Annotated in this window: 23 protein-coding genes, 1 tRNA gene and 1 other RNA gene; 19 read left to right on the top strand and 6 right to left on the bottom strand. The window is 71.2% G+C overall.

The window, feature by feature from the left end; translation table 11 throughout:
• Positions 1-11: 11 nt before the first annotated feature.
• The 4 genes from murI to GH740_RS10120 all read left to right on the top strand — a co-directional run bounded on the left by murI (position 12) and on the right by GH740_RS10120 (position 3,187).
• On the top strand, positions 12-866 hold the full coding sequence (gene murI / locus GH740_RS10135; protein ID WP_367641401.1) for a glutamate racemase: 855 nt from the start codon (positions 12-14) through the stop codon (positions 864-866).
• On the top strand, positions 863-1,603 hold the full coding sequence (gene rph, locus GH740_RS10130) for a ribonuclease PH (protein ID WP_153745967.1): 741 nt from the start codon (positions 863-865) through the stop codon (positions 1,601-1,603). The genes murI and rph overlap by 4 nt, the downstream gene beginning before the upstream one ends.
• On the top strand, positions 1,600-2,196 hold the full coding sequence (gene rdgB, locus GH740_RS10125; RefSeq protein ID WP_367641398.1) for an RdgB/HAM1 family non-canonical purine NTP pyrophosphatase: 597 nt from the start codon (positions 1,600-1,602) through the stop codon (positions 2,194-2,196). The genes rph and rdgB overlap by 4 nt, the downstream gene beginning before the upstream one ends.
• 79 nt (positions 2,197-2,275) lie before the next feature.
• A complete protein-coding gene (locus tag GH740_RS10120) occupies positions 2,276-3,187 on the top strand; it encodes a cation diffusion facilitator family transporter (RefSeq protein ID WP_367641396.1) in 912 nt (303 codons plus the stop codon).
• Between the two features lie 3 nt (positions 3,188-3,190).
• Here the strand turns inward: GH740_RS10120 and GH740_RS10115 are convergent, their stop codons facing one another.
• A complete protein-coding gene (locus GH740_RS10115; protein WP_153745966.1) occupies positions 3,191-5,677 on the bottom strand; it encodes an ATP-dependent DNA ligase in 2,487 nt (828 codons plus the stop codon).
• Positions 5,678-5,793: 116 nt separating this feature from the next.
• Between GH740_RS10115 and GH740_RS10110 the strand changes: the two genes are divergently transcribed.
• Positions 5,794-6,633 (top strand): Ku protein, encoded by an 840-nt coding sequence (locus GH740_RS10110; RefSeq protein WP_153745965.1) that lies wholly within the window; start codon positions 5,794-5,796, stop codon positions 6,631-6,633.
• Between the two features lie 6 nt (positions 6,634-6,639).
• On the opposite strand, the gene GH740_RS10105 is transcribed toward GH740_RS10110, so the two are convergent.
• A complete protein-coding gene (locus GH740_RS10105) occupies positions 6,640-7,329 on the bottom strand; it encodes a DedA family protein (protein ID WP_367641393.1) in 690 nt (229 codons plus the stop codon).
• A 60-nt stretch (positions 7,330-7,389) separates the two neighbouring features.
• A tRNA-Leu gene (locus GH740_RS10100) sits at positions 7,390-7,471 on the bottom strand.
• A gap of 124 nt (positions 7,472-7,595) precedes the next feature.
• Between GH740_RS10100 and GH740_RS10095 the strand changes: the two genes are divergently transcribed.
• From GH740_RS10095 to GH740_RS10065, 7 genes are read left to right on the top strand one after another with little or no spacing between them, the layout of a single operon-like run.
• Positions 7,596-8,777 carry a CpaF family protein gene (locus GH740_RS10095; protein WP_153745964.1) on the top strand — a complete coding sequence of 394 codons (1,182 nt, stop codon included), beginning with the start codon at positions 7,596-7,598 and terminating at the stop codon, positions 8,775-8,777.
• Positions 8,774-9,628 (top strand): type II secretion system F family protein, encoded by an 855-nt coding sequence (locus GH740_RS10090; RefSeq protein ID WP_153745963.1) that lies wholly within the window; start codon positions 8,774-8,776, stop codon positions 9,626-9,628. Before GH740_RS10095 ends, GH740_RS10090 begins: the two co-directional genes overlap by 4 nt.
• Positions 9,625-10,554 (top strand): type II secretion system F family protein, encoded by a 930-nt coding sequence (locus tag GH740_RS10085; RefSeq protein WP_153745962.1) that lies wholly within the window; start codon positions 9,625-9,627, stop codon positions 10,552-10,554. Before GH740_RS10090 ends, GH740_RS10085 begins: the two co-directional genes overlap by 4 nt.
• Positions 10,555-10,588: 34 nt before the next feature.
• Positions 10,589-10,810, top strand: coding sequence for a hypothetical protein (locus tag GH740_RS10080; RefSeq protein WP_153745961.1), 222 nt, complete (start codon positions 10,589-10,591; stop codon positions 10,808-10,810).
• A 4-nt stretch (positions 10,811-10,814) separates the two neighbouring features.
• Entirely contained in the window at positions 10,815-11,213 is a 399-nt protein-coding gene (locus tag GH740_RS10075) for a TadE/TadG family type IV pilus assembly protein (protein ID WP_153745960.1), read from the top strand.
• The gene (locus tag GH740_RS10070) at positions 11,188-11,655 is read left to right on the top strand and encodes a TadE family protein (RefSeq protein WP_153745959.1); all 468 of its coding nucleotides are present in this window, start codon (positions 11,188-11,190) and stop codon (positions 11,653-11,655) included. The genes GH740_RS10075 and GH740_RS10070 overlap by 26 nt, the downstream gene beginning before the upstream one ends.
• On the top strand, positions 11,655-12,077 hold the full coding sequence (locus tag GH740_RS10065; protein WP_153746052.1) for a pilus assembly protein TadG-related protein: 423 nt from the start codon (positions 11,655-11,657) through the stop codon (positions 12,075-12,077). The genes GH740_RS10070 and GH740_RS10065 overlap by 1 nt, the downstream gene beginning before the upstream one ends.
• Before the next feature lie 162 nt (positions 12,078-12,239).
• On the opposite strand, the gene GH740_RS10060 is transcribed toward GH740_RS10065, so the two are convergent.
• Positions 12,240-13,532, bottom strand: a complete 1,293-nt coding sequence (locus tag GH740_RS10060) for an MFS transporter (RefSeq protein ID WP_253941364.1) — start codon at positions 13,530-13,532, stop codon at positions 12,240-12,242.
• A 25-nt stretch (positions 13,533-13,557) separates the two neighbouring features.
• Between GH740_RS10060 and prfB the strand changes: the two genes are divergently transcribed.
• From prfB to smpB, 4 genes are all read left to right on the top strand, one after another.
• The gene (gene prfB, locus GH740_RS10055) at positions 13,558-14,667 is read left to right on the top strand and encodes a peptide chain release factor 2 (protein WP_153745958.1); all 1,110 of its coding nucleotides are present in this window, start codon (positions 13,558-13,560) and stop codon (positions 14,665-14,667) included.
• A gap of 68 nt (positions 14,668-14,735) precedes the next feature.
• The gene (ftsE, locus tag GH740_RS10050; protein WP_153745957.1) at positions 14,736-15,746 is read left to right on the top strand and encodes a cell division ATP-binding protein FtsE; all 1,011 of its coding nucleotides are present in this window, start codon (positions 14,736-14,738) and stop codon (positions 15,744-15,746) included.
• On the top strand, positions 15,743-16,657 hold the full coding sequence (gene ftsX / locus GH740_RS10045; RefSeq protein ID WP_153745956.1) for a permease-like cell division protein FtsX: 915 nt from the start codon (positions 15,743-15,745) through the stop codon (positions 16,655-16,657). Before ftsE ends, ftsX begins: the two co-directional genes overlap by 4 nt.
• A gap of 92 nt (positions 16,658-16,749) precedes the next feature.
• Positions 16,750-17,226 carry an SsrA-binding protein SmpB gene (smpB, locus tag GH740_RS10040; protein ID WP_153745955.1) on the top strand — a complete coding sequence of 159 codons (477 nt, stop codon included), beginning with the start codon at positions 16,750-16,752 and terminating at the stop codon, positions 17,224-17,226.
• On the opposite strand, the gene GH740_RS10035 is transcribed toward smpB, so the two are convergent.
• Both GH740_RS10035 and GH740_RS10030 read right to left on the bottom strand, forming a co-directional pair.
• Entirely contained in the window at positions 17,227-18,699 is a 1,473-nt protein-coding gene (locus GH740_RS10035; protein ID WP_153745954.1) for an MFS transporter, read from the bottom strand.
• A 34-nt stretch (positions 18,700-18,733) separates the two neighbouring features.
• Entirely contained in the window at positions 18,734-20,074 is a 1,341-nt protein-coding gene (locus tag GH740_RS10030; RefSeq protein ID WP_153745953.1) for a M20/M25/M40 family metallo-hydrolase, read from the bottom strand.
• Positions 20,075-20,214: 140 nt separating this feature from the next.
• On the opposite strand from GH740_RS10030, the gene ssrA reads away from it, so the two are divergent.
• From ssrA to GH740_RS10015, 3 genes are all read left to right on the top strand, one after another.
• Positions 20,215-20,584, top strand: a transfer-messenger RNA (tmRNA) gene (gene ssrA / locus GH740_RS10025).
• Positions 20,585-20,671: 87 nt separating this feature from the next.
• Positions 20,672-20,887 carry a hypothetical protein gene (locus GH740_RS10020; protein ID WP_153745952.1) on the top strand — a complete coding sequence of 72 codons (216 nt, stop codon included), beginning with the start codon at positions 20,672-20,674 and terminating at the stop codon, positions 20,885-20,887.
• An 80-nt stretch (positions 20,888-20,967) separates the two neighbouring features.
• Positions 20,968-22,365, top strand: coding sequence for an HNH endonuclease signature motif containing protein (locus GH740_RS10015; protein WP_153745951.1), 1,398 nt, complete (start codon positions 20,968-20,970; stop codon positions 22,363-22,365).
• The last annotated feature ends 31 nt before the right edge of the window (positions 22,366-22,396 follow it).

The raw sequence follows: 22,396 nt of genomic DNA, 5'->3' as shown, positions 1-22,396 counted from the left end.
GCTGGGTGACTGTGAACGACGCGCCGATCGGCATCTTCGACTCCGGAGTCGGCGGTCTGACCGTCGCCCGCGCCGTCTCGGCGCTGCTGCCCCGGGAATCCATCCGTTACATCGGCGACACCGCGCACTCGCCGTACGGACCCAAGGCCATCGCCGACGTCCGCCGGTATGGGCTCGAGGTGCTGGACACGCTCGTCGGCCAGGGCGTGAAGATGCTGGTGATAGCGTGCAACACCGCCTCCGCCGCGCTGCTGCGCGACGCCCGCGAGCGCTACGACGTCCCCGTGGTCGAGGTGATCGGCCCCGCCGTGCGCACCGCCGTCTCCACCACCCGCAACGGGCGGATCGGTGTGATCGGCACTGCCGGAACCATCGGCTCGGGCGTCTACCAGGACATGTTCGGCGTCGATGCGCGGTTGACAGTGTTCGCGCAGGCCTGCCCCCGGTTCGTGGAATTCGTCGAGGCCGGGGTCACCGGCACGCCGGAGGTCCTCGCCGCCGCCGAGGAATACCTCGCGCCGCTGCGGCACGCCGGGGTCGACACGCTCGTGCTCGGCTGCACCCACTACCCGTTCCTCGAGGGCGCCATCAGCTACGTGATGGGCGCGGAGGTGTCACTGGTCTCCAGCGACACCGAGACCGCGAAGGACGTGTACCGGCAGCTCGTCTCCCGCGACCTGCTCGCGGGACCGGATGCCGCGGCCCGGCACGACTACGAGGCGACCGGCGACTCCGCGAGCGCCTTCCTCGACCTGGCGCACCGGCTGATGGGCCGCGAGGTGCGCAGTGTCACGCTGGTGCAGACCGGTGTGATCGACCTGCCGCCGCTGGCGGCATCCGTCCCCCAGGACCAAGGAGAACGATGACACAGACCGTCCGCGCCGATGGGCGCACCCCCGACCGGCTGCGCCCCGTCACGATCGAACGAGGCTGGAGCGCGCAGGCGGAGGGATCGGCCCTTGTCTCGTTCGGCGGCACGAAGGTGCTGTGCACGGCGTCGTTCACGAACGGCGTGCCGCGCTGGCTCACCGGGAAGGGACGGGGCTGGGTCACCGCGGAGTACGCGATGCTCCCGCGCGCCACGAACACCCGCAACGACCGGGAATCGGTGAAGGGACGGATCGGCGGGCGCACCCACGAGATCTCGCGCCTGATCGGCCGCGCGCTGCGTGCGGTCGTGGACACGAAGGCGCTCGGCGAGAACACCATCGTGATCGACTGCGACGTGCTGCAGGCCGACGGCGGCACACGCACGGCCGCCATCACCGGCGCGTATGTCGCGCTCGCCGACGCCATCGCCTGGGGACGCGACCAGAAATTCGTCGCGCAGCGCTCGAACGTGCTGTTCGACTCGGTCTCGGCGGTCTCGGTGGGCATCATCGACGGCGAGCCGATGGTCGACCTCGCGTACGTCGAGGACGTGCGGGCCGAGACCGACATGAACATCGTGGTGACCGGGCGGGGCCTGTTCGTCGAGGTGCAGGGCACCGCGGAGGGGGCGCCGTTCGACAAGAGCGAGCTGGATGCCCTGCTCGAGCTCGGCGTGAACGGCTGCGCGCAGCTGCGCGACATCCAGCTGGCCACCCTCGGGACGCAGGCGTGAAGCGCGCGGTCCTCGCGACGCACAACCCGCACAAGGTCAGCGAGTTCGCACAGATCATCGCCGCGTCCCGGCCCGACTTCGAGCTGATCGGATACGACGGACCGGAGCCCGTGGAGGACGGCGTCACATTCGTCGCGAACGCGCTTCTGAAGGCGCGGACTGCCGCCGCCCACACCGGCCTGCCGTCGTTCGCGGACGACTCCGGCGTGTGCGTCGACGTGCTCGGCGGCGCACCCGGCATCTTCTCTGCGTACTGGGCCGGGCACCGCAAGGACCCGGTCGCGAACCTCGAGCTGCTGCTGGACCAGATCTCCGACATCGCCGACCCGCACCGCACCGCGCACTTCACGTCCGTGATTGCGCTGGTCCTCCCCGGCGGAGCGGAGCACGTCGTGGAGGGCATCTGGCCGGGGCGGATAGCCACCGCCGGGCGCGGCGACGGCGGCTTCGGGTACGACCCGATCTTCATCCCCGACGAGCAGCCCACATCGCACGAGCGCACCGTGGGGGAGTGGACCGACGACGAGAAGGCGGTCGCCTCCCACCGAGCCCGGGCGTTCGAGGCGCTCGGGCCGCTGCTGCAGTCCCTGTAACCGGGTCGACCGGCATGTTCGGCGTGCGCGCAGACGCACCATCGACCGGTTGAGCCCTTCGGCGGCCTAGCCTGGAGACGTGCACGACCACGTTCCGACCGGAATCCGCGGCGCCGACAACCGGCGCCTGCTGGCCATCTCGCTCGGCGTGACGAGCGTCGTCATGGTCGTGCAGATCGTCGGCGCCGTGCTGTCCGGGTCCCTGGCCCTGCTCGCGGACGCCGCACACATGTTCACGGACGCCGCGGCCCTGGTGATAGCGCTCGTGGCGAGCATCGTGGCGGCCCGACCGGCGAACGACCGGCGCACATTCGGCTACCAGCGGGCCGAGGTCTTCGGCGCGCTCGTGAACGGCATCATCCTCATCGCGCTGTCGGTGGGAGTCGCGGTCGCCGCCGTGCTGCGCCTGTCCCGCGGCGACCAGGTCGAGGTCACCGGCGGCGTGATGCTGGTGGTGGCGATCGTCGGATTCTGCGCGAACGGCGTCGCCATGTGGCTGCTGTCGGCCGCGCAGCGGCGCAGCATGAACGTGCGCGGCGCGTACCTCGAGGTGATGGGCGACCTGATCGGCTCCGGCATGGTGATCATCGCCGCTGTCGTCATCCTCCTCACGGGATGGGCGCCCGCGGATGCCATAGTGTCGCTCGTGATCGCCGCGATGATCGTGCCGCGCGCCGTCGGCCTGCTGCGCGAGGTGGTGTCGGTGCTCGGTGAGTCCGTGCCCGAGGGCATGCACGTGCAGGCCATCCGCGAGCACATCCTCGCAACGCCGCACGTGCACGACGTGCACGACGTGCACGTGTGGCAGCTCACGCGCGGCGCGCCGGTGTTCTCGGCGCACGTCGTCGTGGACCAGGAGGCGCTGCGCTCGGGCAGGTCCGGCGAGATCCTCGCGAGCCTGCAGGGATGCCTGGCCGCGCACTTCGACGTGGAGCACTCCACGTTCCAGCTCGAGCCCGCCGGCCACGCCGAGCACGACGCGCACGCGTGACGCTCAACCCTCGCGGCGCACCTCGGACGGCGCCTTGTCCGGCCGCAGGCCCCGCCATCGCGCGTGGCGCAGCGCGCCGCCGGGGCTGAACTCGGCGAACTCCACCTCGCCGACCACGTCCGGACGCACCCACAGCGCATCACGGGCGTCGGCCGCCGGCACCCCGACGAACGGATCGGCATCCGTGCGCAGCGGCTCGAGCACTTCCTGCAGGCGCTCCAGCGTCGACTCGCTGAATCCGCTGCCCACGCGCCCCACGTACCGCAGGCCTTCCCCGTCCGGGATTCCCAGCAGAAGGGACCCGATCTGGCCGGTCCGTCCGCCGCGCCCGGGGCGGATCCCCCCGATCACGACCTCCTGCGTGCGGGTGAGCTTCACCTTCAGCCACTGGTCCGACCGCGCGCCCCGGCGGTATCCGGAGGCCGGGTCCTTCACGACGATGCCCTCCAGCGCCAGCCGCTGCGCGGTCTCCAGTGCGTCTCCCACGTCGTCGAACACGGGAGGAACGACGATCTCCGCGGCCGTCGACGCGGCGATCCGCTCGAGCAGCGCACGGCGCTCCCGCAGCGGCCGCGGCGCGAGGTCCTCACCGTCGAGGGCCAGGATGTCGAACACGTGATACCGCACCGGCGTGCGACGGCGCTCCGCGTCGATCTGCCGGGCGCCGGTGAGGTGCATCCGGGCCTGCAGCCGGGCGAAGCTCGGCCGCCCCGCGGCATCCAGGGCGACGATCTCGCCGTCCACGACCGCCGCGCCGGCATCCAGCCCGATGTCCGCCGCCGTCAGCTCCGGGTAGCGCGCGGTGATGTCGGTGCCGCGGCGCGCGTACAGGCGCAGCATCCCACCCTCCCATGACCCCACCGCACGGACGCCGTCCCACTTCATCTCCGCCCACTGGCCCCACCGCTGCGCCGTGGAACGGGCGAGCGCGGGCGTCGCGGACGTGGCGAGCATCGGCGCGACGGCCGCGGGGCCCTCCGGCGCCCGCGGCGCGGGTCGCTCCGGGGCGGCGCCGCGCACGGTCCGTGCGGGGCGGGCGGGAGCGACCCGCGCCTCGTCCGCCTGCTCGGACGCCACCACCGCCGCACCGTCCGACTGCGCCCGGCCCTCGGCATCCGTCTTCATCCGGTGCAGCAGCCAGCTGGACTTCTCGCCGGACCCCTGCGTGCGGATGAGCGCCAGGCGCACCGATCCGAGCGGCCCGCCCGGCCGTCCGTGCGCGGTGAAGATGATCTCGTCGTCGCGCCATTTCTCCAGCTCGTAGCGGCCGTCGTCCCAGATGGTGACGGTGCCGCCGCCGTACTCGCCGCGGGGGATCGACCCTTCGAACGAGCCGTACTCGAGCGGATGGTCCTCGGTCATCACGGCGAGGCTGTTGCGCGCCGTCGTCGCCGGCACGCCGCGCGGCACCGCCCAGCTCACGAACACGCCGTCGTGCTCCAGGCGCAGGTCCCAGTGCAGGCGGCGGGCGTGGTGTTCCTGGATCACGAACCGCGGCGGCGCGCCCGGCGGGGTCGCGGCGGCCAGCGGGTTGTCCGGCACCGGCTCGGGGGTGCGGGCGCGGTCGCGCTTGGCTATGTATGTGGACAGGGGGCCGGATGCCGCGGCACGGCCGCCCGCACGGAAGCCCAGCGCGCCCATCGGATCGCCGTCGCGCTCGGCGCGGTCGAGCACGTCAGCGAACCCGAGCTGGGCCAGCTGCGGGTCCGACAGCTCCTCCCACGTACGGGGCGCCGCGACCGTCGGATGCTCCCGGCCGCGCAGCGAGTACGGGGCAATCGTCGTCTTGCTGCCGTTGTTCTGGCTCCAGTCCAGGAGCACCCGCCCGTCCCGCAGGTTCTTCGCCATCCGGCTGACGACGAGGTCGGGATGATCCGCCTCCAGCGCCCGGGCGAGCTCCTTCGCGATCGCGGACGCCTGATCGCTGCTCTGCCGGCCGTCCAGGCCCGCGTACAGGTGGATTCCCTTGCTGCCGCTGGTGACCGGATGCGACTCGAGCCCCATGCCCGAGAGGATCTCGCGCGCCCAGAACGCGACCTGGGCGCACTCGGCGAGTCCCGTGCCGGGGCCGGGATCCAGGTCCAGGACGAGGCGGTCCGGGTTGCCGGGCTCGCCCTCGGGTGTGAACCGCCACTGCGGCACGTGGAGCTCGAGGCTCGCGACCTGCGCGAGATACACGAGGGTGGGCACATCGTCGACCAACGGGTAGTGCTTCGGCCCGCCGGAATGCCGGATCGGCAGCCGGTGCACCCACTCCGGGGCGCCGCGTTCGAGATCCTTCGCGAAGAACGGTGGGTGGTCCACGCCCTCCGGCCACCGCTTACGGGTAACCGGCCGGCCCGTGACGTGGGGCAGCAGGAGCGGGGCGATGCGGGTGTAGTAGTCGATCACCTCGCCCTTCGTGGTACCGGTCGCCGGATACAGCACCTTGTCCAGACGGCTCAGGCGCAGGCGTCGGCCGCCGATCTGCACCAGATGCTCGTCGCCCATGTGCCCATCCTGCCGGGCGGCGCGGCGCCGCGCACCCGGTTGCGGCCGCCCGGCGCGACATCCGGGGCCGGCGGGAAGCCGTTGCCCTTGCGGCGCGGGCAGTGTGTACTGATCACATGAGGGCGATCTGGAAGGGTGCGCTTACGTTCGGGCTCGTGAACGTGCCGGTGAAGGTCTACGCCGCCACCGAGGAGCACGACGTGTCGCTGCACCAGGTGCACAGCAAGGACGGCGGCCGGATCCGCTACCAGCGGGTGTGCGAGCTGGACGGCGAGGTCGTGCCGTACGCCGAGATCGACCGGGCGTACGACGACGGCGAGCGCACGGTGGTGCTCACGAAGGAGGATCTCGCGGCGCTGCCGGCCGAGCGCAGCCGCGAGATCGAGGTCGTCGAGTTCGTTCCGACCGACCAGATCGACCCGCTGCTGTTCGAGCGGGCGTACTACCTCGAGCCGGACTCGTCGTCGCCGAAGGCGTACGCGCTGCTGCGGGAGACCCTCGAACGCACCGACCGCACCGCTGTCGTGCGGTTCTCGCTGCGGGAGAAGACGCGGCTGGCGGCGCTGCGGGTGCGCGGCAACGTGCTCACACTGCAGACGCTGCGCTGGGCGGACGAGATCCGCGAGGCGGCGTTCCCGTCGCTGGAGGAGAAGGTCACGGTCTCGGACAAGGAGCTGAAGCTCTCCGCGGCGCTCGTGGAGGGGTTCGCCGCCGACTTCGACCCCGGCTCGTTCACGGACGAGTACCAGGACGAGCTGCGCACCCTGATCGACGCGAAGCTCGCCAAGGGCGAGGCCATCGACACCGCCGAGACGTTCGGCGAGCGTGAGGAGGAGACGGGCGGCGAGGTCATCGACCTGATGGAGGCGCTGCGGGCGAGCGTGGAGCGCAGCCGCCAGCAGCGCGGCGAGGAGAAGCCGCCGCCCAAGAAGGGCAAGCGGGCCTCCGGCCAATAGCGCGCCTCAACGCGTGCGGTGCTCGTGCACGCCGTCGGCCTCCGCAACCTCCCGGCGCGCCTTCGCGCGCTCGTAGAAGTAGTGCCACACGGTTCCGGCGATCGTGAGGACCACGACGCCGACGAGGATGAGATCGATGTACTCGGTGACGATCTGGGCCACCCACGGGATGAAGCCGATCCCGAAGCCGAGCATTGTGAGCCCGAAGCCCCACAGCACCGCGCCGACGAGGTTGTACAGGGAGTAGCGGCGCCACGGCATGCGGCCGACGCCCGCGGCGACCGGCGCGAAAGTGCGCACTATCGGCACGAACCGGGCGAGGACGACAGTGAGGCCCCCGTACCGCTCGAAGAAGGCGTTCGTCCGGTCGACGTTCTTGCGGCTGAAGAGCCCGGACTCCTTCCGCTCGAACACGGCGGGTCCGCCCTTGTGCCCTATGAAGTAGCCGACCTCGCCGCCGACGAACGCTGCCACCGCTATCAGCAGCGAGACGAGCCAGATGTTCAGGCCGAAGACGTCGCTGGTCTTGGTGAGAAGGCCGGAGATGACCAGGAGCGTGTCGCCGGGCAGGATGAACCCGACCAGCAGCCCGGTCTCGGCGAACACGATGAAGCAGACGACCAGCAGCGCCCAGGGGCCCGCGTAGGCGATGATGGTCTCCGGGTTGAGCCAGGGAATCAGACCAGCTGAGAGCACGTGTGTCCCGTCGGTGAGAGGCGGATGAAAGCACCGGATGCCGCAGACGGCGGCGTTCCGTGCGGAAGGGGGGAGTCGAACCCCCACGCCCGAAGGCACAGGAACCTAAATCCTGCGTGTCTGCCGGTTTCACCACTCCCGCGAATGGTCATCAGTCTAGTGAGCCGGTGCCGCGGATGCTGGGGGACACCCCTCACGTCCGCGCCCGGAAAGCCCCCTGTGGATAACTTCCGCGGCGGATTCCGGAAACTTGCGAGGATGCTGGGATGAGCCTGGCTCGGGTCGCCGTCAGCGATGTCGATGCGCGCGCGGTCGACCTGATCGCGCAGCAGGTCCGCGAGCGGCTGCGCGCCGATCAGACCGATCCGACGCGGGACCCGGACGCCGCCGCGCGGGTCGCCTGGACCGAGGTGCGCCGGCACAACGACCACGCGCTGGCGCGGGGTCTGCCCACGATCGACGACGAGCAGGCGTGCGCGCGCGAAATCCTGGCATCCGTCTCCGGGTTCGGGGTACTCCAGGCGTACTTGGACGACCCGACCGTCGAAGAGCTGTGGATCAACGCTCCGGATCGGATCTTCATCGCGCGCGACGGCGTCGCTCAGCGGGTGCCGCTCGTGCTGACGGCCGCCGCGGTGCGGGATCTCGTCGAGCGCATGCTGCAGTCCACCGGCCGCCGCGTGGATCTCAGCCAGCCGTTCGTGGACGCGTCGCTGAGCGACGGCAGCCGACTGCACTGCGTCATCCCCGACATCACGCGCACGGACTGGTCGGTGAACATCCGGAAGTTCCTGCCGGCGTATCGCGACCTCGACCGGCTCGTGGCCGGCGGCTCTCTCTCGGTCGCGGGGGCGCAGCTGCTGCGCGACGCGATGATCGCCGGGCGCAGCATCCTCGTCTCCGGCGCCACGCACGCCGGCAAGACGACGCTGCTGGGCGCGCTGGTGGCCGCGTGCGCGCACATGAGCCGGATAGTGACGGTGGAGGAGACGTTCGAGCTCGCGGTGGACGGCCCCGACCTCGTCGCGCTGCAGGGACGCCAGCCGAGCCTGGAGGGCACCGGGGAGGTGACCCTGCGCCGGCTCGTGAAGGAGGCGCTGCGGATGCGCCCGGATCGGATCGTGGTCGGCGAGGTCCGCGACGCGGAGGCGCTGGACCTCGTGCTCGCCCTGAACACCGGCGTGCCGGGCGCGGCGACGATCCACGCGAACTCTGCCCGCGAGGCGCTGTCCAAGCTCGCGGCGCTGCCGTTGCTGGCCGGCCGGAACATCGACGCCGGCTTCGTCCTGCCGGCGATAGCGTCCACCGTGGACCTCGTGGCCCACTGCGTCCGCGACGCGGACGGGCGCCGACGTGTTGCGGAGATCATCGCGCCCACCGGCCAGGTCGTGGACGGCGCCATCGAGGCGCGCACGGTCTACGACGCGCCGCGACGGAGCGGGCGATGACGATCGTCCTGGGGGCGCTGCTGGCCGCGGGGGTGCTCCTGACGATGTCCCCGTGGCTGTGGCCGTGGCGACCGATGCGGCCGCCGCGGGAGCGCGGGGCTCTGGACGCGCTGATGGATGCCGCGGGGTACGCGCACCTGCCGGCGAAAGTGCCGGTGGCGCTCGCCGCGGGCCTGTGCGTTGTCGCGGCCGCCGCCGTGTGGCTGGTCGTCCCGGTGCCGGCGCTCGCCGCACTCGCTGCCATCGCCGCCGGCGCGGCTCCGTTCCTCTGGCTGCGCGGGCGGCGGCTGCGTCTGCTGCGGATGCGGCGTGCGCTGTGGCCGGACGTGTGCGATCTGCTCATAGCGTCGGTGCGGGCCGGGATGTCGCTGCCGGACGCCGTCGCGTCCCTGCAGAGCTCCGCGCCGCCCGCGCTGCGCGCGGCCTTCGCCGCGTTCGCCCGCGACAGTGCGGCGTCGGGGCACTTCGATTCCAGCGCTGCACGGCTGAAGCTCGCCCTGTCCGACCCGATCGCGGACCGCATCGTGGAGACGCTGCGGATGGCGCGGCAGGTCGGCGGCACCGAGCTGGTCCCGGTGCTGCGCGCCCTCGCGGCATCCGTGCGCGCCGACGCCGCGCTGCGCGCCGAGGTCGAGGCGCGCCAGTCGTGGATCCGCGGCGCGGCGGTGCTCGGCGTTGTGGCCCCGTGGGTGATCCTTGCCCTGCTCGCCATGCGGCCCGAGGGCGCGCACGCTTACAGCAGCCCCGAGGGCGTCGCGCTGATCCTCGGCGGCGCGGCGGTGTCGTTCGTCGCGTATCGCATCATGATCCGGCTCGGACGTCTGCCGGAGCCGCGGCGGTGGTTCGGATGACCGGGGTCACCGACGTCGCCATCGCCGTGGTGCTCGGCGGCGCCCTCGGCACGGGCGGCCTCCTGCTCCTGGTGCTGATGCCGCGGTGGGGCGCGCCGGGCCTGGAGCGCCGGATCGCCCCGTACATCCGTGACGTCACCGACCCGCAGGGCGTGACGCCGCTCGTGGGCGTGTCGATGCCGAGCGTGATCTGGGACCGCGTGCAGGCGGGCAGCGCCGTTTTCGGGGGTGCGTCGGATGCCGTCGGCCGGCGCCTGCGCCAGGCGGGGCGGCGCGCGGACGAGCAGGGCGTCGCCGCGTACCGGGCCCGCCGCCTCATCTGGATGCTCGGCGGGCTCGTGCTGGGCGGCCTCGTCACGGTGGGGCTGGTCCTGTCCGGCCGGTTCTCGACGCCGGCGGTCGTCGTCCCGGTCGTGGCGGCCGCGGTGGGTGCCGTGGGGTGCGACGCGCTGCTGGCTCGGGCGGCGCGTGCGCGGGTCGCCCGGGTTCAGGAGGAGCTGCCCACCGTGCTGGAGTTCCTCGCGCTGTGCCTGTCGGCCGGCGAGGGGATCCTGGACTCGCTGCGCCGGGTCGGGCAGGTCGGCGCGGGGGAGTTGACGGCGGAGATCCGCGCCGCGGTGCTCGCCGTCGGCACGGGGTCGACCCTTGCCGAGTCGCTGACGGCGATGGCGCGCGGGCTCGACATCCCGGCGCTCACCCGGGCGGTGGATCACATCGTGGCGGCGCTGGACCGGGGCGCGCCGCTCGCGCACGTGTTGCAGGCGCAGGCTGCCGACGCGCGCGAAGACGCGAAGAGGGCGCTCATCGAACAGGCCGGCCGCAAGGAGATCTTGATGCTCCTCCCGCTGGTCTTTCTCATTTTGCCGCTGTCCGTGTTGTTCGCCGTGTTTCCGGGCGTGTTCATGCTCCGCCTGGGGATCGGGTGAAGCCGGAATCAAGGACGTCGACGAGGAGGATGACATGGAGGATCACGGACGCGCGGCGGCGCCGCTGCTGCGCTCGGCATGGGGCCGTGTCCAGCGACGGTGGCAGCGTGGCATCGCAGACGATCGCGGGGACGTGCCGGGCTGGGTGCTGATCACGCTGATGACCGCCGGCTTGGTGGTCGTGATCTGGGCGCTGGCCGGCCCCGCTCTGGCGGATCTTTTCCAGCAGGCCATCGCCAAGGTCTCCGGGCTGTAGACGCATGCCGCTGCACGTGCCGAATGCGAGCGACGACCGCGGCTCGGGCCCGGTCGAGTTCGTGCTCGTCGGTGTGCTGCTGACGCTGCTGACCCTCGCCGTCCTGCAGTTCGGGCTCGTCGTCTACGTGCGCAACGTGGTCCACGACGCGGCCGTGGAAGGCGCCTACCGCGGGGCGCTCGCCGATCAGACTCCGCGGGACGGGGTCGCACGGGCGCGCGAACTCATCACCCGGGCGGTCGGCGCGGGGTACGCCCGGGATGTCACGGCAACGGAGGTGCTCGTGGGCGGCGCCCCGGTGGTGCGGGTCACCGTGCACACTCCGCTCCCGCTCGTGGGCCTGGTCGGAGCGCCGCGCGCGCTGGAGGTGAGCGCGGATGCTCCGGCGGAGAACTTCGACTGACCCGCCGGACACGGGTGACCGCGGGTCGGCGGCGCTGGAGTTCATCCTCGTGGGCGTCCTGCTGCTGGTCCCGATCGTGTATCTCATCCTCGCGCTGGGGGCGATCCAGGAGCAGACGCTCGGCACGGAATCCGGGGCGCGCCACATCGCCCGCGTGCTGGCGGAGGCGCCGGACGCGACGGTCGCCCGCGAACGCGCGGACGCCGTGCTGCGCTCGATCGTCGCCGAGTACGGTCTGGACCGCGACCGCGTAGAGCTCGCCGTGGCGTGCCTGCCCGCCGGCGGCCCGTGCCCGTGCGCCGGTGCGACGCTCGTGGTGACGGTGCGCACGCGGGTGGCGCTGCCGCTGGTCCCGCCGGTGCTGGGACTGGATGGCACAGCGAGCGTGCCGGTCGAGGCATCCTCCGCGCAGCGCGTGTCACGCCTCTGGGGCACGCCGTGATGCATCGGGGTGCCCACCGGGGCGACGACGAGGGAACGGTGCTGCTGCTGACGATCGGCTACGCGGTGCTCGCCCTCGTCGCAGTTCTCGTCTGCGTGGACGCCACGTCGCTGTACCTCGCGCAGAAGAAGCTCGACGGCCTCGCGGATGCCGCGGCGCTGGCCGGGGCGGACGGCTTCGCGCTCACCGTCGAGGGTGGCGAGCCCGTCGCACGGCTGACGACGGACCAGGTGCGCGCGCAGGCAGCGTCGCTGGTGGGGCAGGTGGGCGGCGACGCCCGGCTCGTCGCGGCGGGCACTCCCGACGGCGAGTCGGCGCGCGTGCAGGTCGCTGTCGCCTGGCATCCGCCGGTCGTCACGCTGTTCGTGCCCGACGGCTTCGTCCTGCAGTCCACCGCGACCAGCCGCACCGCGCTGCGGTGACACGCGTCGGGCCGCGATCGGGTGACCGCGCCGGCCGGCGTTCATCTGGCGCTGTCGCGCGCGCGGAGCGCGGTTCGGTGCAGGAGCGGCAAATGGACACGCGAAGTGGACGCGATTTCGCAGGTATCGGCCGCGCGGCGTGGAATCGCGACCACTGCGCGGCTACCGGGGCCCGCGCGGCACGTACCGGGGGATCCAGCGCAGGAACCCGAGAGCGCCCACCAGACCGACCACGCCGATCACCCCGGTCGCAAGCGCCAGCGACCACGCCGCGGTCAGCGCCGAGATCAGCAGCGGCGCCGCCGCGCCGCCGGCATCCGTCAGGGTGCGCCACGAGCCGAGGAACGCCGCCGGGTCACGCTGCGGGGCGAGGTCGGCGCCGAGGGTCATCAGGATGCCGCTGGACATCCCGTTCCCGACGCCGAGCACCGCCGCGAACAGGGCGAACCACATCGCGGCCTGCGTTGTGTCGTGCGTGAACGACAGCGCGAGGAAGGCGGCGCCCATCAGCAGCATCGCCGGCAGCGCCGCCCAGAGCCTGCCGAATCTGTCCATCACCTGGCCGGACGCGTAGAACAGCGCGAAATCCAGCGCGCCGGAGATGCCGACCACGATCGCTATCGTCTGCGCGTCCAGCCCGATCGACACGCCCCACAGCGGCAGTGCGACCTGCCGCGCCGAGCGGATCGACGACAGGAGCGCCGCCGCGGCTCCGAGGCGGGAGAGCACGTTGCGGTGCTGCCACATCGTGCGGAACACGCCCTGGGCCGCGTCGACCGTGCGCACCGGTCCGGTGATGACCTCGCCGGTGTCCTCGGCCAGCTCGTCGGCCTCGGGTTGTGTCCGCGCCAGCGCGGCCGCCGCATCCTTCTCCGGGTCCGGGCCGAGCAGCACCAGCAGCACCACGCCGACCAGGCACACCAGCGCGAACCAGATCGCCGAGTGCTCGTCGACGAAGATCGCCAGCAGCGCCGCGGCGGCGAACGGCCCCACGAACACGCCGAGCCGGAACGACCCGCCCAGCAGTGACAGCGCACGGGCGCGGAACGACAGCGGGATGCGGGTCGTCATGAACGAATGGCGTGCCAGCCCGAACACGGCCGCGCAGAACCCGAGCACGAACACAGCGATGGTCAGCGTGACGAGGTTGGGCGCCAGGATGAGGCCGCCGGCCGCGACGATCGCCGCCGAGCCGCCGATCACCATCGTCATCCGCTCGCCGATCCGGGCCACCGCCCACCCGGCCGGCAGGTTCCCGCACAGCTGACCCACGACGAGGGCCGAGGACACGAGGGCCGCGAGCGCGACACCCGCGCCCAGCTGCGACGCGATCACCGGGATCAGCGGGATGACCGCGCCCTCGCCGAGCGAGAACAGCAGGGTGGGTCCGTAGATCATCGGACCGAAGCGCCACAGCACGGTGCCGATGCGGAGGGGAGCGGAATCGGCGGTCATCGCATCCACGTTAGTCTGGAGTGTCATGCTCGAACTCGATCTGTCTGCCGACATCCAGGCCCTGCGCACCACATTCGCCGACATCCAGGCGGTGGTCGACGTGTCCGCGCTGCGGGCGGACATCGACCGCTTGAGCGCCGAGGCCGGCGCGCCCGACCTGTGGGACGACGTCGACAAGGCGCAGAAGGTGACCAGCGCGCTCAGCCACCGGCAGGCCGATCTCAAGCGGATCACCGAGATCGAGCATCGGCTGGACGACCTCGAGGTGCTGGTCGAGTTGGCCAACGAGATGGACGACGAGGACTCGGCGGCCGAGGCGCGCCACGAGCTCACCCACCTCGGCGAGACGATCAACCAGCTCGAGGTGCAGACCCTGCTGGACGGCGAGTACGACGACCGGGCCGCCGTCGTCACGATCCGCTCGGGAGCCGGCGGCGACGACGCCACCGACTTCGCCGAGATGCTGATGCGGATGTACCTGCGCTGGGCCGAGCGGCACAAGCACCCGGTCAAGGTGATGGACACGTCCTACGCCGAAGGCGCCGGCATCAAGTCCGCGACGTTCGAGATCGACGCGCCGTACGCGTACGGCACACTGTCCGTCGAGGCGGGCACGCACCGACTCGCGCGCATCAGTCCGTTCGGCGGCGCCGACAAGCGTCAGACGAGCTTTGCCGCCGTCGAGGTCATCCCCGTGATGGAGGAGGCGCAGGAGGTCGAAATCCCCGAGACCGACATCCGCGTCGACGTGTTCCGCTCCTCCGGCCCCGGCGGCCAGTCCGTGAACACGACGGACTCCGCGGTCCGGCTCACGCACATCCCCACCGGGATCGTCGTGTCGATGCAGAACGAGAAGTCGCAGATCCAGAACCGCGCCGCGGCGATGCGCGTGCTGCAGACGCGTTTGCTGCTGCTCAAGCGCGAGGAAGAGGCGGCGAAGAAGAAGGAGCTCGCGGGAACGATCACCGCGAGCTGGGGCGACCAGATGCGCTCGTACTTCCTGTACGGCCAGCAGCTGGTGAAGGACCTGCGCACCGGGTACGAGGTGGGCAACCCGGCCCCGGTGTTCGACGGGGAGATCGACGGGTTCATCGCCGCCGGCATCCGCTGGCGCAAGCGCAAGGACGAGGACTGATCTCGCGTCATCGGCGCGGCGGTGTCGCTCCCGGCATTCCGGCCCGGTCCGCTTAGGCTCGTTGAGCCATGATCCGGTTCGAAAACGTCACCAAGCGGTATCGCGGCACTGCCGGAGCCGCGTTGCAGAACGTCGACTTCGAGGTGCAGCGCGGGGAGTTCGTCTTCCTCGTCGGGCCCTCGGGGTCCGGCAAGTCCACATGCCTGCGGATGATCCTGCGCGAAGAGACGCCCAGCCAGGGCCGCGTCGTCGTGCTCGGCCGGGACCTCCGCTCGCTGTCCAGCCGCAAGGTGCCCTACTTCCGGCGGCACATCGGCGCGGTGTTCCAGGACTTCCGGCTGCTGCCCACCAAGACGATCTTCCAGAACGTCGCGTTCGCGCTGCAGGTCATCGGCTCCTCGCGCGCGTTCATCCGCCAGGCCGTGCCGGAGGCGCTGGCCCTGGTCGGCCTGCAGGACAAGGGGAAGCGGCTGCCGCACGAGCTGTCCGGCGGTGAGCAGCAGCGCGTGGCGATAGCCCGCGCCATCGTCAACCGTCCGCAGGTGCTGCTGGCCGACGAGCCCACCGGCAACCTCGACCCGGCCACGTCCGTCGACATCATGCAGCTGCTGGCCCGCATCAACGCCACCGGCACCACGATCGTGATGGCCACGCACGAGGCCGGCTTCGTCGACGAGATGAAGCGCCGCGTCATCGAGCTGCACCGCGGCACGCTGGTCCGCGACGAGCGGCACGGCGGATACGGCGACACGTCGAGCCTGCCCAGTCTCGCCCCCGGACCCGAACGTGGCGCCGCCGCCGTCGCCGCGCTCACCGCGGTCCTCGAGGTGCACCGCGAAACTGTGGAGGGCACGACATCCCCCCAGGCTCGGGATGCCGCGCCCGCGTCGCGGACCCGGGATGCCGCGCGCGACGCCGTCGCCGACCCGGCCCCGCAGACGCCGCCCGTGACGCGTCCGCCCGTGCGCCCCGCGCGCCCGGCCGACGACCTGTCCGGCGTGCAGCTGGACGAGCTCGGACTCGTCGATCGGCTGGGTCTGGACGACGAGGACGACGACGAAGTGGGTCCCACGCGATGAGGGCAGGACTTATCCTCGGCGAAGCGCTCTCGGGCCTGCGCCGCAACGCCTCCATGGTCATCTCGATCGTCCTGGTCACCTTCGTGTCGCTCACATTCGTCGGCGCCGCGATGCTCATGCAGGCGCAGATCGGCACTATGCGCGACTTCTGGACCGGACGCGCCCAGGTGCAGGTGTCGATGTGCGTGGACGGCGCCCGGGAGGCGACCTGCGTCGACGGGGCGGCCACCGACCAGCAGATCCAGTCGGTGCGCGATCGGCTCGACGGCGCCGGCCTGAAGCCGCTGATCGCGAAGGTGCGCTTCGAGAACCCCGAGCAGGCCTACAAGAACGCGCTGGAGCTGCTCGGCGCGGACTACAAGGACATCCTCTCCCCGAGCCAGTTCGGCGCGAGCTTCTACGTGAACCTCGTCGATCCGCAGAACTCCGCCGTGATCACGGAGGCGTTCGCCGGCAACAAGGGCGTGCAGACCGTGCAGGACCAGATGCAGCTGCTGCAGCCGCTGTTCTCCGCGCTCACGATCGCCACCTACATCGCCGTCGGCATCGCCGTGCTGATGCTGATCGCCGCGGTGCTGCTGATCTCCACGACGATCCGATTGTCGGCGTACGCGCGCCGCAAGGAGCTGCGCATCATGCGCCTCGTGGGAGCGTCGAACCGCTTCATCCAGACGCCGTTCATCCTCGAGGGGGTGTTCGCCGCGCTGATCGGGTCGATCCTCGCCGGCGGCGCGGTATGGGCGGCGGTGCAGTTCGGTGTGCGGGGATACCTGCAGAAGCGTGTGGACTTCATCACGACCTGGGTCGGGATGGGCGAGGTGGCGTACGTGATCCCGGTCCTCGTCGGGATCGGCGTGGTCCTCTCGGCGGTCTCCGCGGGCTTCGCCATCCGCCGCTGGCTGCGCGCCTGACCGACGGGCGGGATGCCGCCGCTGCGATACACTGATGGGCTGCCGTCGCCCGGGCCGGGCGCGGCATCCGGCACCGAAATCAGGGAGCGCTCATGCCCAGGGAACGTGGCGAGAAGGTCGTCGCGACCAACCGTCGCGCCCGCCACGACTACCTCATCGAGAAGACGTACGAGGCGGGCCTCGTGCTCACCGGCACCGAGGTGAAGTCACTGCGCGAAGGGCGCGCGAACCTGACCGACGGGTACGCGTACATCAAGGACGGCGAGGCGTTCCTGGACGCGGTGAACATCCCGCAGTACCTGCAGGGCAACTGGACCAACCACGCCGCGCGGCGGGTCCGCAAGCTCCTGCTGCACAAGGAGGAGATAGTGCGGCTCTCGCACGCCGTCTCCGCCGGCGGATACACACTGGTGCCGCTGCGGCTGTACTTCTCCGACGGGCGCGCGAAGGTCGAGATCGCCATTGCGAAGGGAAAGCGCGAGTTCGACAAGCGGCAGACGCTGCGCGAGCGGCAGGACCGGCGCGAGGCCGAGCGGGCCATGCGCACCCGCAACCGGCTCGGCGAGTAGTCAGGCGACCGGTCCGACCTCGGCGGGCTCGGGCACCGCCTGGTCGCTGAACGCTGTCTTCGGCACCACAAGCAGCAGCGCGGCGGCCGCGAACGCCGTCACACCGCACACCACCCACACCGTGACGTAGCCGGCGAACGATCCCGCGGTGCCCGACGCGGCGGCCCCGGCCGTGCCGTGCAGCAGGGCGATGCCGAACGCGCATGACGCTATGGCGCCGCCGACGGTCTTCACCGAGTTCGTGAGCCCGGTCGCCACGCCGGTCTGCGTGTGGGCTGCGCCGGATGCCGCTGCCGCGGGCAGCGCGGCGACCAGCGCACCGGAACCCAGTCCGACGACGACCATGTTCACGATGACCTGCAGGTACGACTGGTGGAACGGAAGGAACAGCAGGAAGCCGATCCCGACGAGCACGGCCGCGACGATCAGCGCTATGCGCGGCGCGGACAGCCGTGCGGCGAGCGGATACCCGAGAGCCCCGGTGATCATCGCGATCAGGTAGATGCCGATGATGAGGGATGTCGCGAAGCCGCTGGTCCCCAGGCCGTAGCCGTACACGCCCGGATCTGTGCGCGCGAACGTCGACAGCGGCGCCTGCGCGCCCAGCACGCTCACGCCGAACAGGCCCGCGGTCAGGAAAACCGGGCCGAGGGCGGGGGAGCGGAACATGCGCACGTCGATCAGCGGATCGTCCTGACGCAGCTCCCACAGCACGAACGGCACGACCAGGAGCACGCCGAGCGCGACCGTGATCCACGACACGAGGTCGCCGGGGCCGTTCAGGCGCAGCAGGCTCAGGCCGCCGGTGAACGCTATCAGGGCGAGCGAGATGAGCACGACGCCGACGGTGTCGAACACGCCGCCAGTGGGCTCGGGCGACTCGCGCACGCCGAACAGCACGACGAAGAAGCAGACCACGATCATCACGGCGGGCACGAGCAGCACTATCCACAGGGGCAGCGCATCCACGAGCGCCCCGCCGACGAGGGCCCCGATGATGGCCCCGGATTCGAGGGCGGCGACGAGGAAACCGGCGGCGCGAGCGGTGATCGTCGAGCGGCCCTCCATCCGCCGCGCGCGCGACCAGATCAGCGCAATCTCCAGGGGCAGCCACACGACGTAGAAGCCCATCAGCGCCCACCCGGCCAGGAACACCGCGAACGAGTCGGTGAACGGCAGCACGAACGCGGCAGCACCGGTCACCGCCGTCGAGATCAGCAGCATCCGCTTGTGCCCGATCATGTCGCCGAGCTTGGCGAACGCCGGGACGACGAGGGCCGACAGCATCAGCTGGGTCCCCTCGAGCCAGTTCACGTCGGCGTCGTGGATGCCCAGGTGGCGCGCTATGTCCGTGAGCATGGGCGTGTAGTAGCCCTGCAGCACGCCGCTGGTGAACTCGACGAACGCGAGGAATCCGACGACGCCGGCGAGGGCGCCGATCGAGACGCGGGTGGATGTCGCGCGGCCCGTCATGCGTGCTCCTTTGCAGGCCGGGATTCGGGTGCGCTCACTCTAGCCGCTGGATCAGCGCGCGATGGAACAGCACGCCCTGTTCGAGCGACGCCACCTCGACCCGCTCATCGACGCCGTGGATCCCGGCGCGCTGGGCGGCCGACATCCGCAGCGGCGCGAAGCGGTACACGGCCGGGGAGAACCGGTGGAAGTGCCGTGCGTCGCTGGCCTGCATCATGATGTACGGGACGACAGCGGCCTCCGGGTAGGACGCGTGCACCGCCGCCGCGAGCAGGGCGAACGGCGCACCGTCGCTCGCCGATTCCGGCGACGGGTCGTCGCCCTCGTCGACGGTGACCGTGACCGCGTCGTCGGCGATGCGCCGCCGCACGCGGGTGACCGTGCCGGCGACGGTCTCGCCGATCGCCAGGCGCAGGTTGACCGTCGCGCCGGCCTGCGACGGCAGCACGTTGACGGCGGTGCCGCCGGAGGTCATCGTCGCGGCCACCGTGGTGCGCACGAATGCCGCCGTCTCGCCGCCCATCCGGGCGAAGACCCGCCCCGCCAGCCACGGCCAGGCCGCGAGGATCCGATACAGCGGCCGCCCGGGGCCGTTCGCGCGGGCGGCGAAGACCCGCAGCATCCCGGACACCGCCTTCGGGGTACGGGGCGGGAACGTCCGGGCGTTCAGACGGTACAGGGCGCGGGCGATGCGGCGCACCGCCGTCATCGGCGGGGGAGCGGACGCGTGCCCGCCCTCACCGCGGGCGGACAGGGTCACCGTCAGCACGCCCTTCTCGGCGACGCCGATCATCGCGGCATCCCCGGTCACGAACGGGAGGGGCGCGTCGATCACGGCACCGCCCTCGTCCACGACGAGCCAGGGGATCTCGCCGCTGTCGCGGAAGCTCGCGGCGATCTCGCGTGCGGCGGCGCCGTACGTCTCCTCGTTGCCACCGAACGAGAGGCACACGTCGCGCGCAGGCTGGAATCCCTCCGCGAGCAGGCTCTCCACGGCCTCGAGGATGACGATGAGCGGACCCTTGTCATCGAGCGTGCCGCGGCCGTAGACCCAGCCGTCGGCGATCCGGCCCTCGAACGGCGGATACGTCCACGGGTCGCTCTCATCCACCGGCACCACGTCGTAATGCGCCATCAGCACGAGCGGCCCGTCCGCCGCGGTGCGCCGGCCACGCCAGCGGAACAGCAGGCCGAGGTCAGTGTGTCGGGTGAGCTCGAGATGCTCGTGTACGCGGGGGTAGAGCTCGCGGATCAGCGCGACGAAGTCCTCGAACGGGCCCATCCCGCGCTGTGCGAGCTCTGCCGAGACCGTGGGCAGCCGGATCATCAACGACAGACGCTCGGCGATCCCGGGACGGAGTGTGGGCTCGGTCATACCCGGAGCCTACGGCCCTGCGCAGCGCCCCGCAGGAATTCCGGATGTCGGGGATCCGTTGTATCCTGTGATGCTCGGGGGCCACGGCTCCCGGGGACAACTCCACAGTGTGACAACGGCCGCTCCGATGGAGCAGACACGGGGATGATCGGTTTCGACGTCGCCTGTCTATTCACGAGAAGCGGGCCGAGGATGCAGGGTTATCTCGTGAACGCTCCCTGCAAAACAATAAGTGCCAATGCAAAGCGCACTGACTTCGCCCTCGCTGCGTAAGCGAGCCCGATAGTCCGTCAGACCGTATGTGATTCCGGTACGGATCCTGGCGTCATCTAGGAATCTCGCTGTGTGGCGGCGTCTGGACGTCGCACGGGACTTCTCCCAGACTGGGCCTGTCGACTTAGGTGTCTGTGACAAAGGTTGGGGCCGAGTAGAACGCTTTCACAGACTGCGCCCGGAGAAGGCGTGGAGATTCAGCGATGGACGGGGGTTCGATTCCCCCCATCTCCACAACGCCGTTGTCACCGAAGAGGGCCCGAGAGCCGCGTGAATTTTGCGGGTCGAGGGCCCTCTACGTCGCTGCGGAGCTAGGGTGAGCACGTGAAGCGAAGCTGGCCAGTGATCACCGCGGGCGCGATTGTCAGCGCTGTGGGACTGGTGTGGATGCTCCAGGGTCTCAACGTCCTGGGGGGCTCCGTGATGAGTGGCTCGCCGGTCTGGGCGGTCATCGGCCCGATCGTCCTCTTGATCGGACTCGCTGTGCTCATCGTTGGAATCCTCAACGCGCGAAGGCGCCGGCGCGAAATGACCCGCTGAGACAGCCACACGCCGTTGTCATCCACGAGGGCCCGACGAACCGAGATTCGAATGTCGGTGCCCACATCTACCATCGAGATATGGATACCTCATCGGACGACCCGGGCCCGCGGCGCAGCCCGGATCTGTGGGACGATCCAGTCGCGTTGGCATCGGCGCTGGCGGAATACGACGAGTACCTCGAGTCGCAGGCCACGCCGGCGTGGGGCCACGACATCTTCACCTCGGGAGCCGCGCACGACGTCGCGGTGGACGATGCAGGCGAGGTGACCGCCGATCTGCGGCGGTTGACGGCCCGTCAGTACGGCCTGTTCGCGCAGGTGCTGCGGGATGCCGCGGACTGCCCCGACCCCTGGTGCGGGCCGGATCCCACCCTCGATCCGCACTGGACGAACCCGCGGGACCTGACGGTGTCGCGCGTACGGGCCGAGCGCGCCGAAATGGCGGTGCGAGCAGCGGTGTGCGACCTGGCGGTACGCACGCGACTGTCCGAGGTGGTCATCCGCACCCGTGCGGCCGACGCCGACACGTTGCAGGAGCGGTGCCCGGTCGTGTGGGCAGCGTTCTGCGCGGGGAGCGTCGATGAGCGCAATGCGATCACCGCCGCCGGCTACGCGCGCAGCCTGCCGGACGATGCCCCGGACGCGTGGACCGCCTTTGATGAACGCATAGCGCCCTCGGCGACTGCGCTGCCTGCTGGAAAGTTCCGCATCAAGGCACGTGCGATCCGTGAACGCATCCACCCCGAGGGCATCGACGAGAGACACCGGCGCGCCCGGGAGGATCGGAGCACGTGGCTGGGCGCCGAGCTCGATGGGATGGCGACATTCAGCATCTACGGACCCGCCGCCGAACTGCACACCATCGGCGCCCGCGTGGAGCAGTGTGCCCGCCACCTGCACGCGCAGGAGGGGGAGACCCGCACCCTGGCGCAGCTGCGCGCCGACACGGCGATCGATCTTCTCGGCAGCGCCGACTCCGACGTCACGCGGGGTGCGGCGACCGGCAAGCCCGCCGTCGCGATCACGGTGCCGGTGCTCACTCTCCTCGGGCGTGGCGACGAGCCGGCGATGCTGGACGGCTACGGACCCGTCGATACCGCCACAGCGAGCAGCCTCGCCGGGGATGCGACCAGTTGGGTGCGCATCCTCACCCACCCGGTCAGCGGCACGGTACTCGACCTCGACCGGAAGACCTACCGCGTCCCGAAGGCGTTGCGGCGGTGGCTGGGCGTCAGAGACCCGGTGTGCGCCTTCCCGGGCTGTGGGCGGCTGGTCCGCGATTGCGATATCGATCACCGCAGGGAGTGGCATGCGGGCGGCACGACGTCGGCCCGCAACACCGGTCCTCTGTGCCGACCCCACCACCGCGTGAAGACTGAAACCTTGTGGGACGTCCGGACCGATTCCGAGACCGGCGAGGCGCACTGGGTCTCACCAACGGCGCTCAGCGCCGACACCGACCCTCCACCCTGGTGATGCGGGGCGTCCGTCGCCGAGGCTCGGGTGC

This window comes from Microbacterium sp. SYP-A9085 (assembly GCF_009649635.1).
GTDB lineage: Bacteria > Actinomycetota > Actinomycetes > Actinomycetales > Microbacteriaceae > Microbacterium.
Note: the sequence above shows the minus strand (reverse complement) of the source record. Positions and strands in the feature narration are given on the sequence as shown.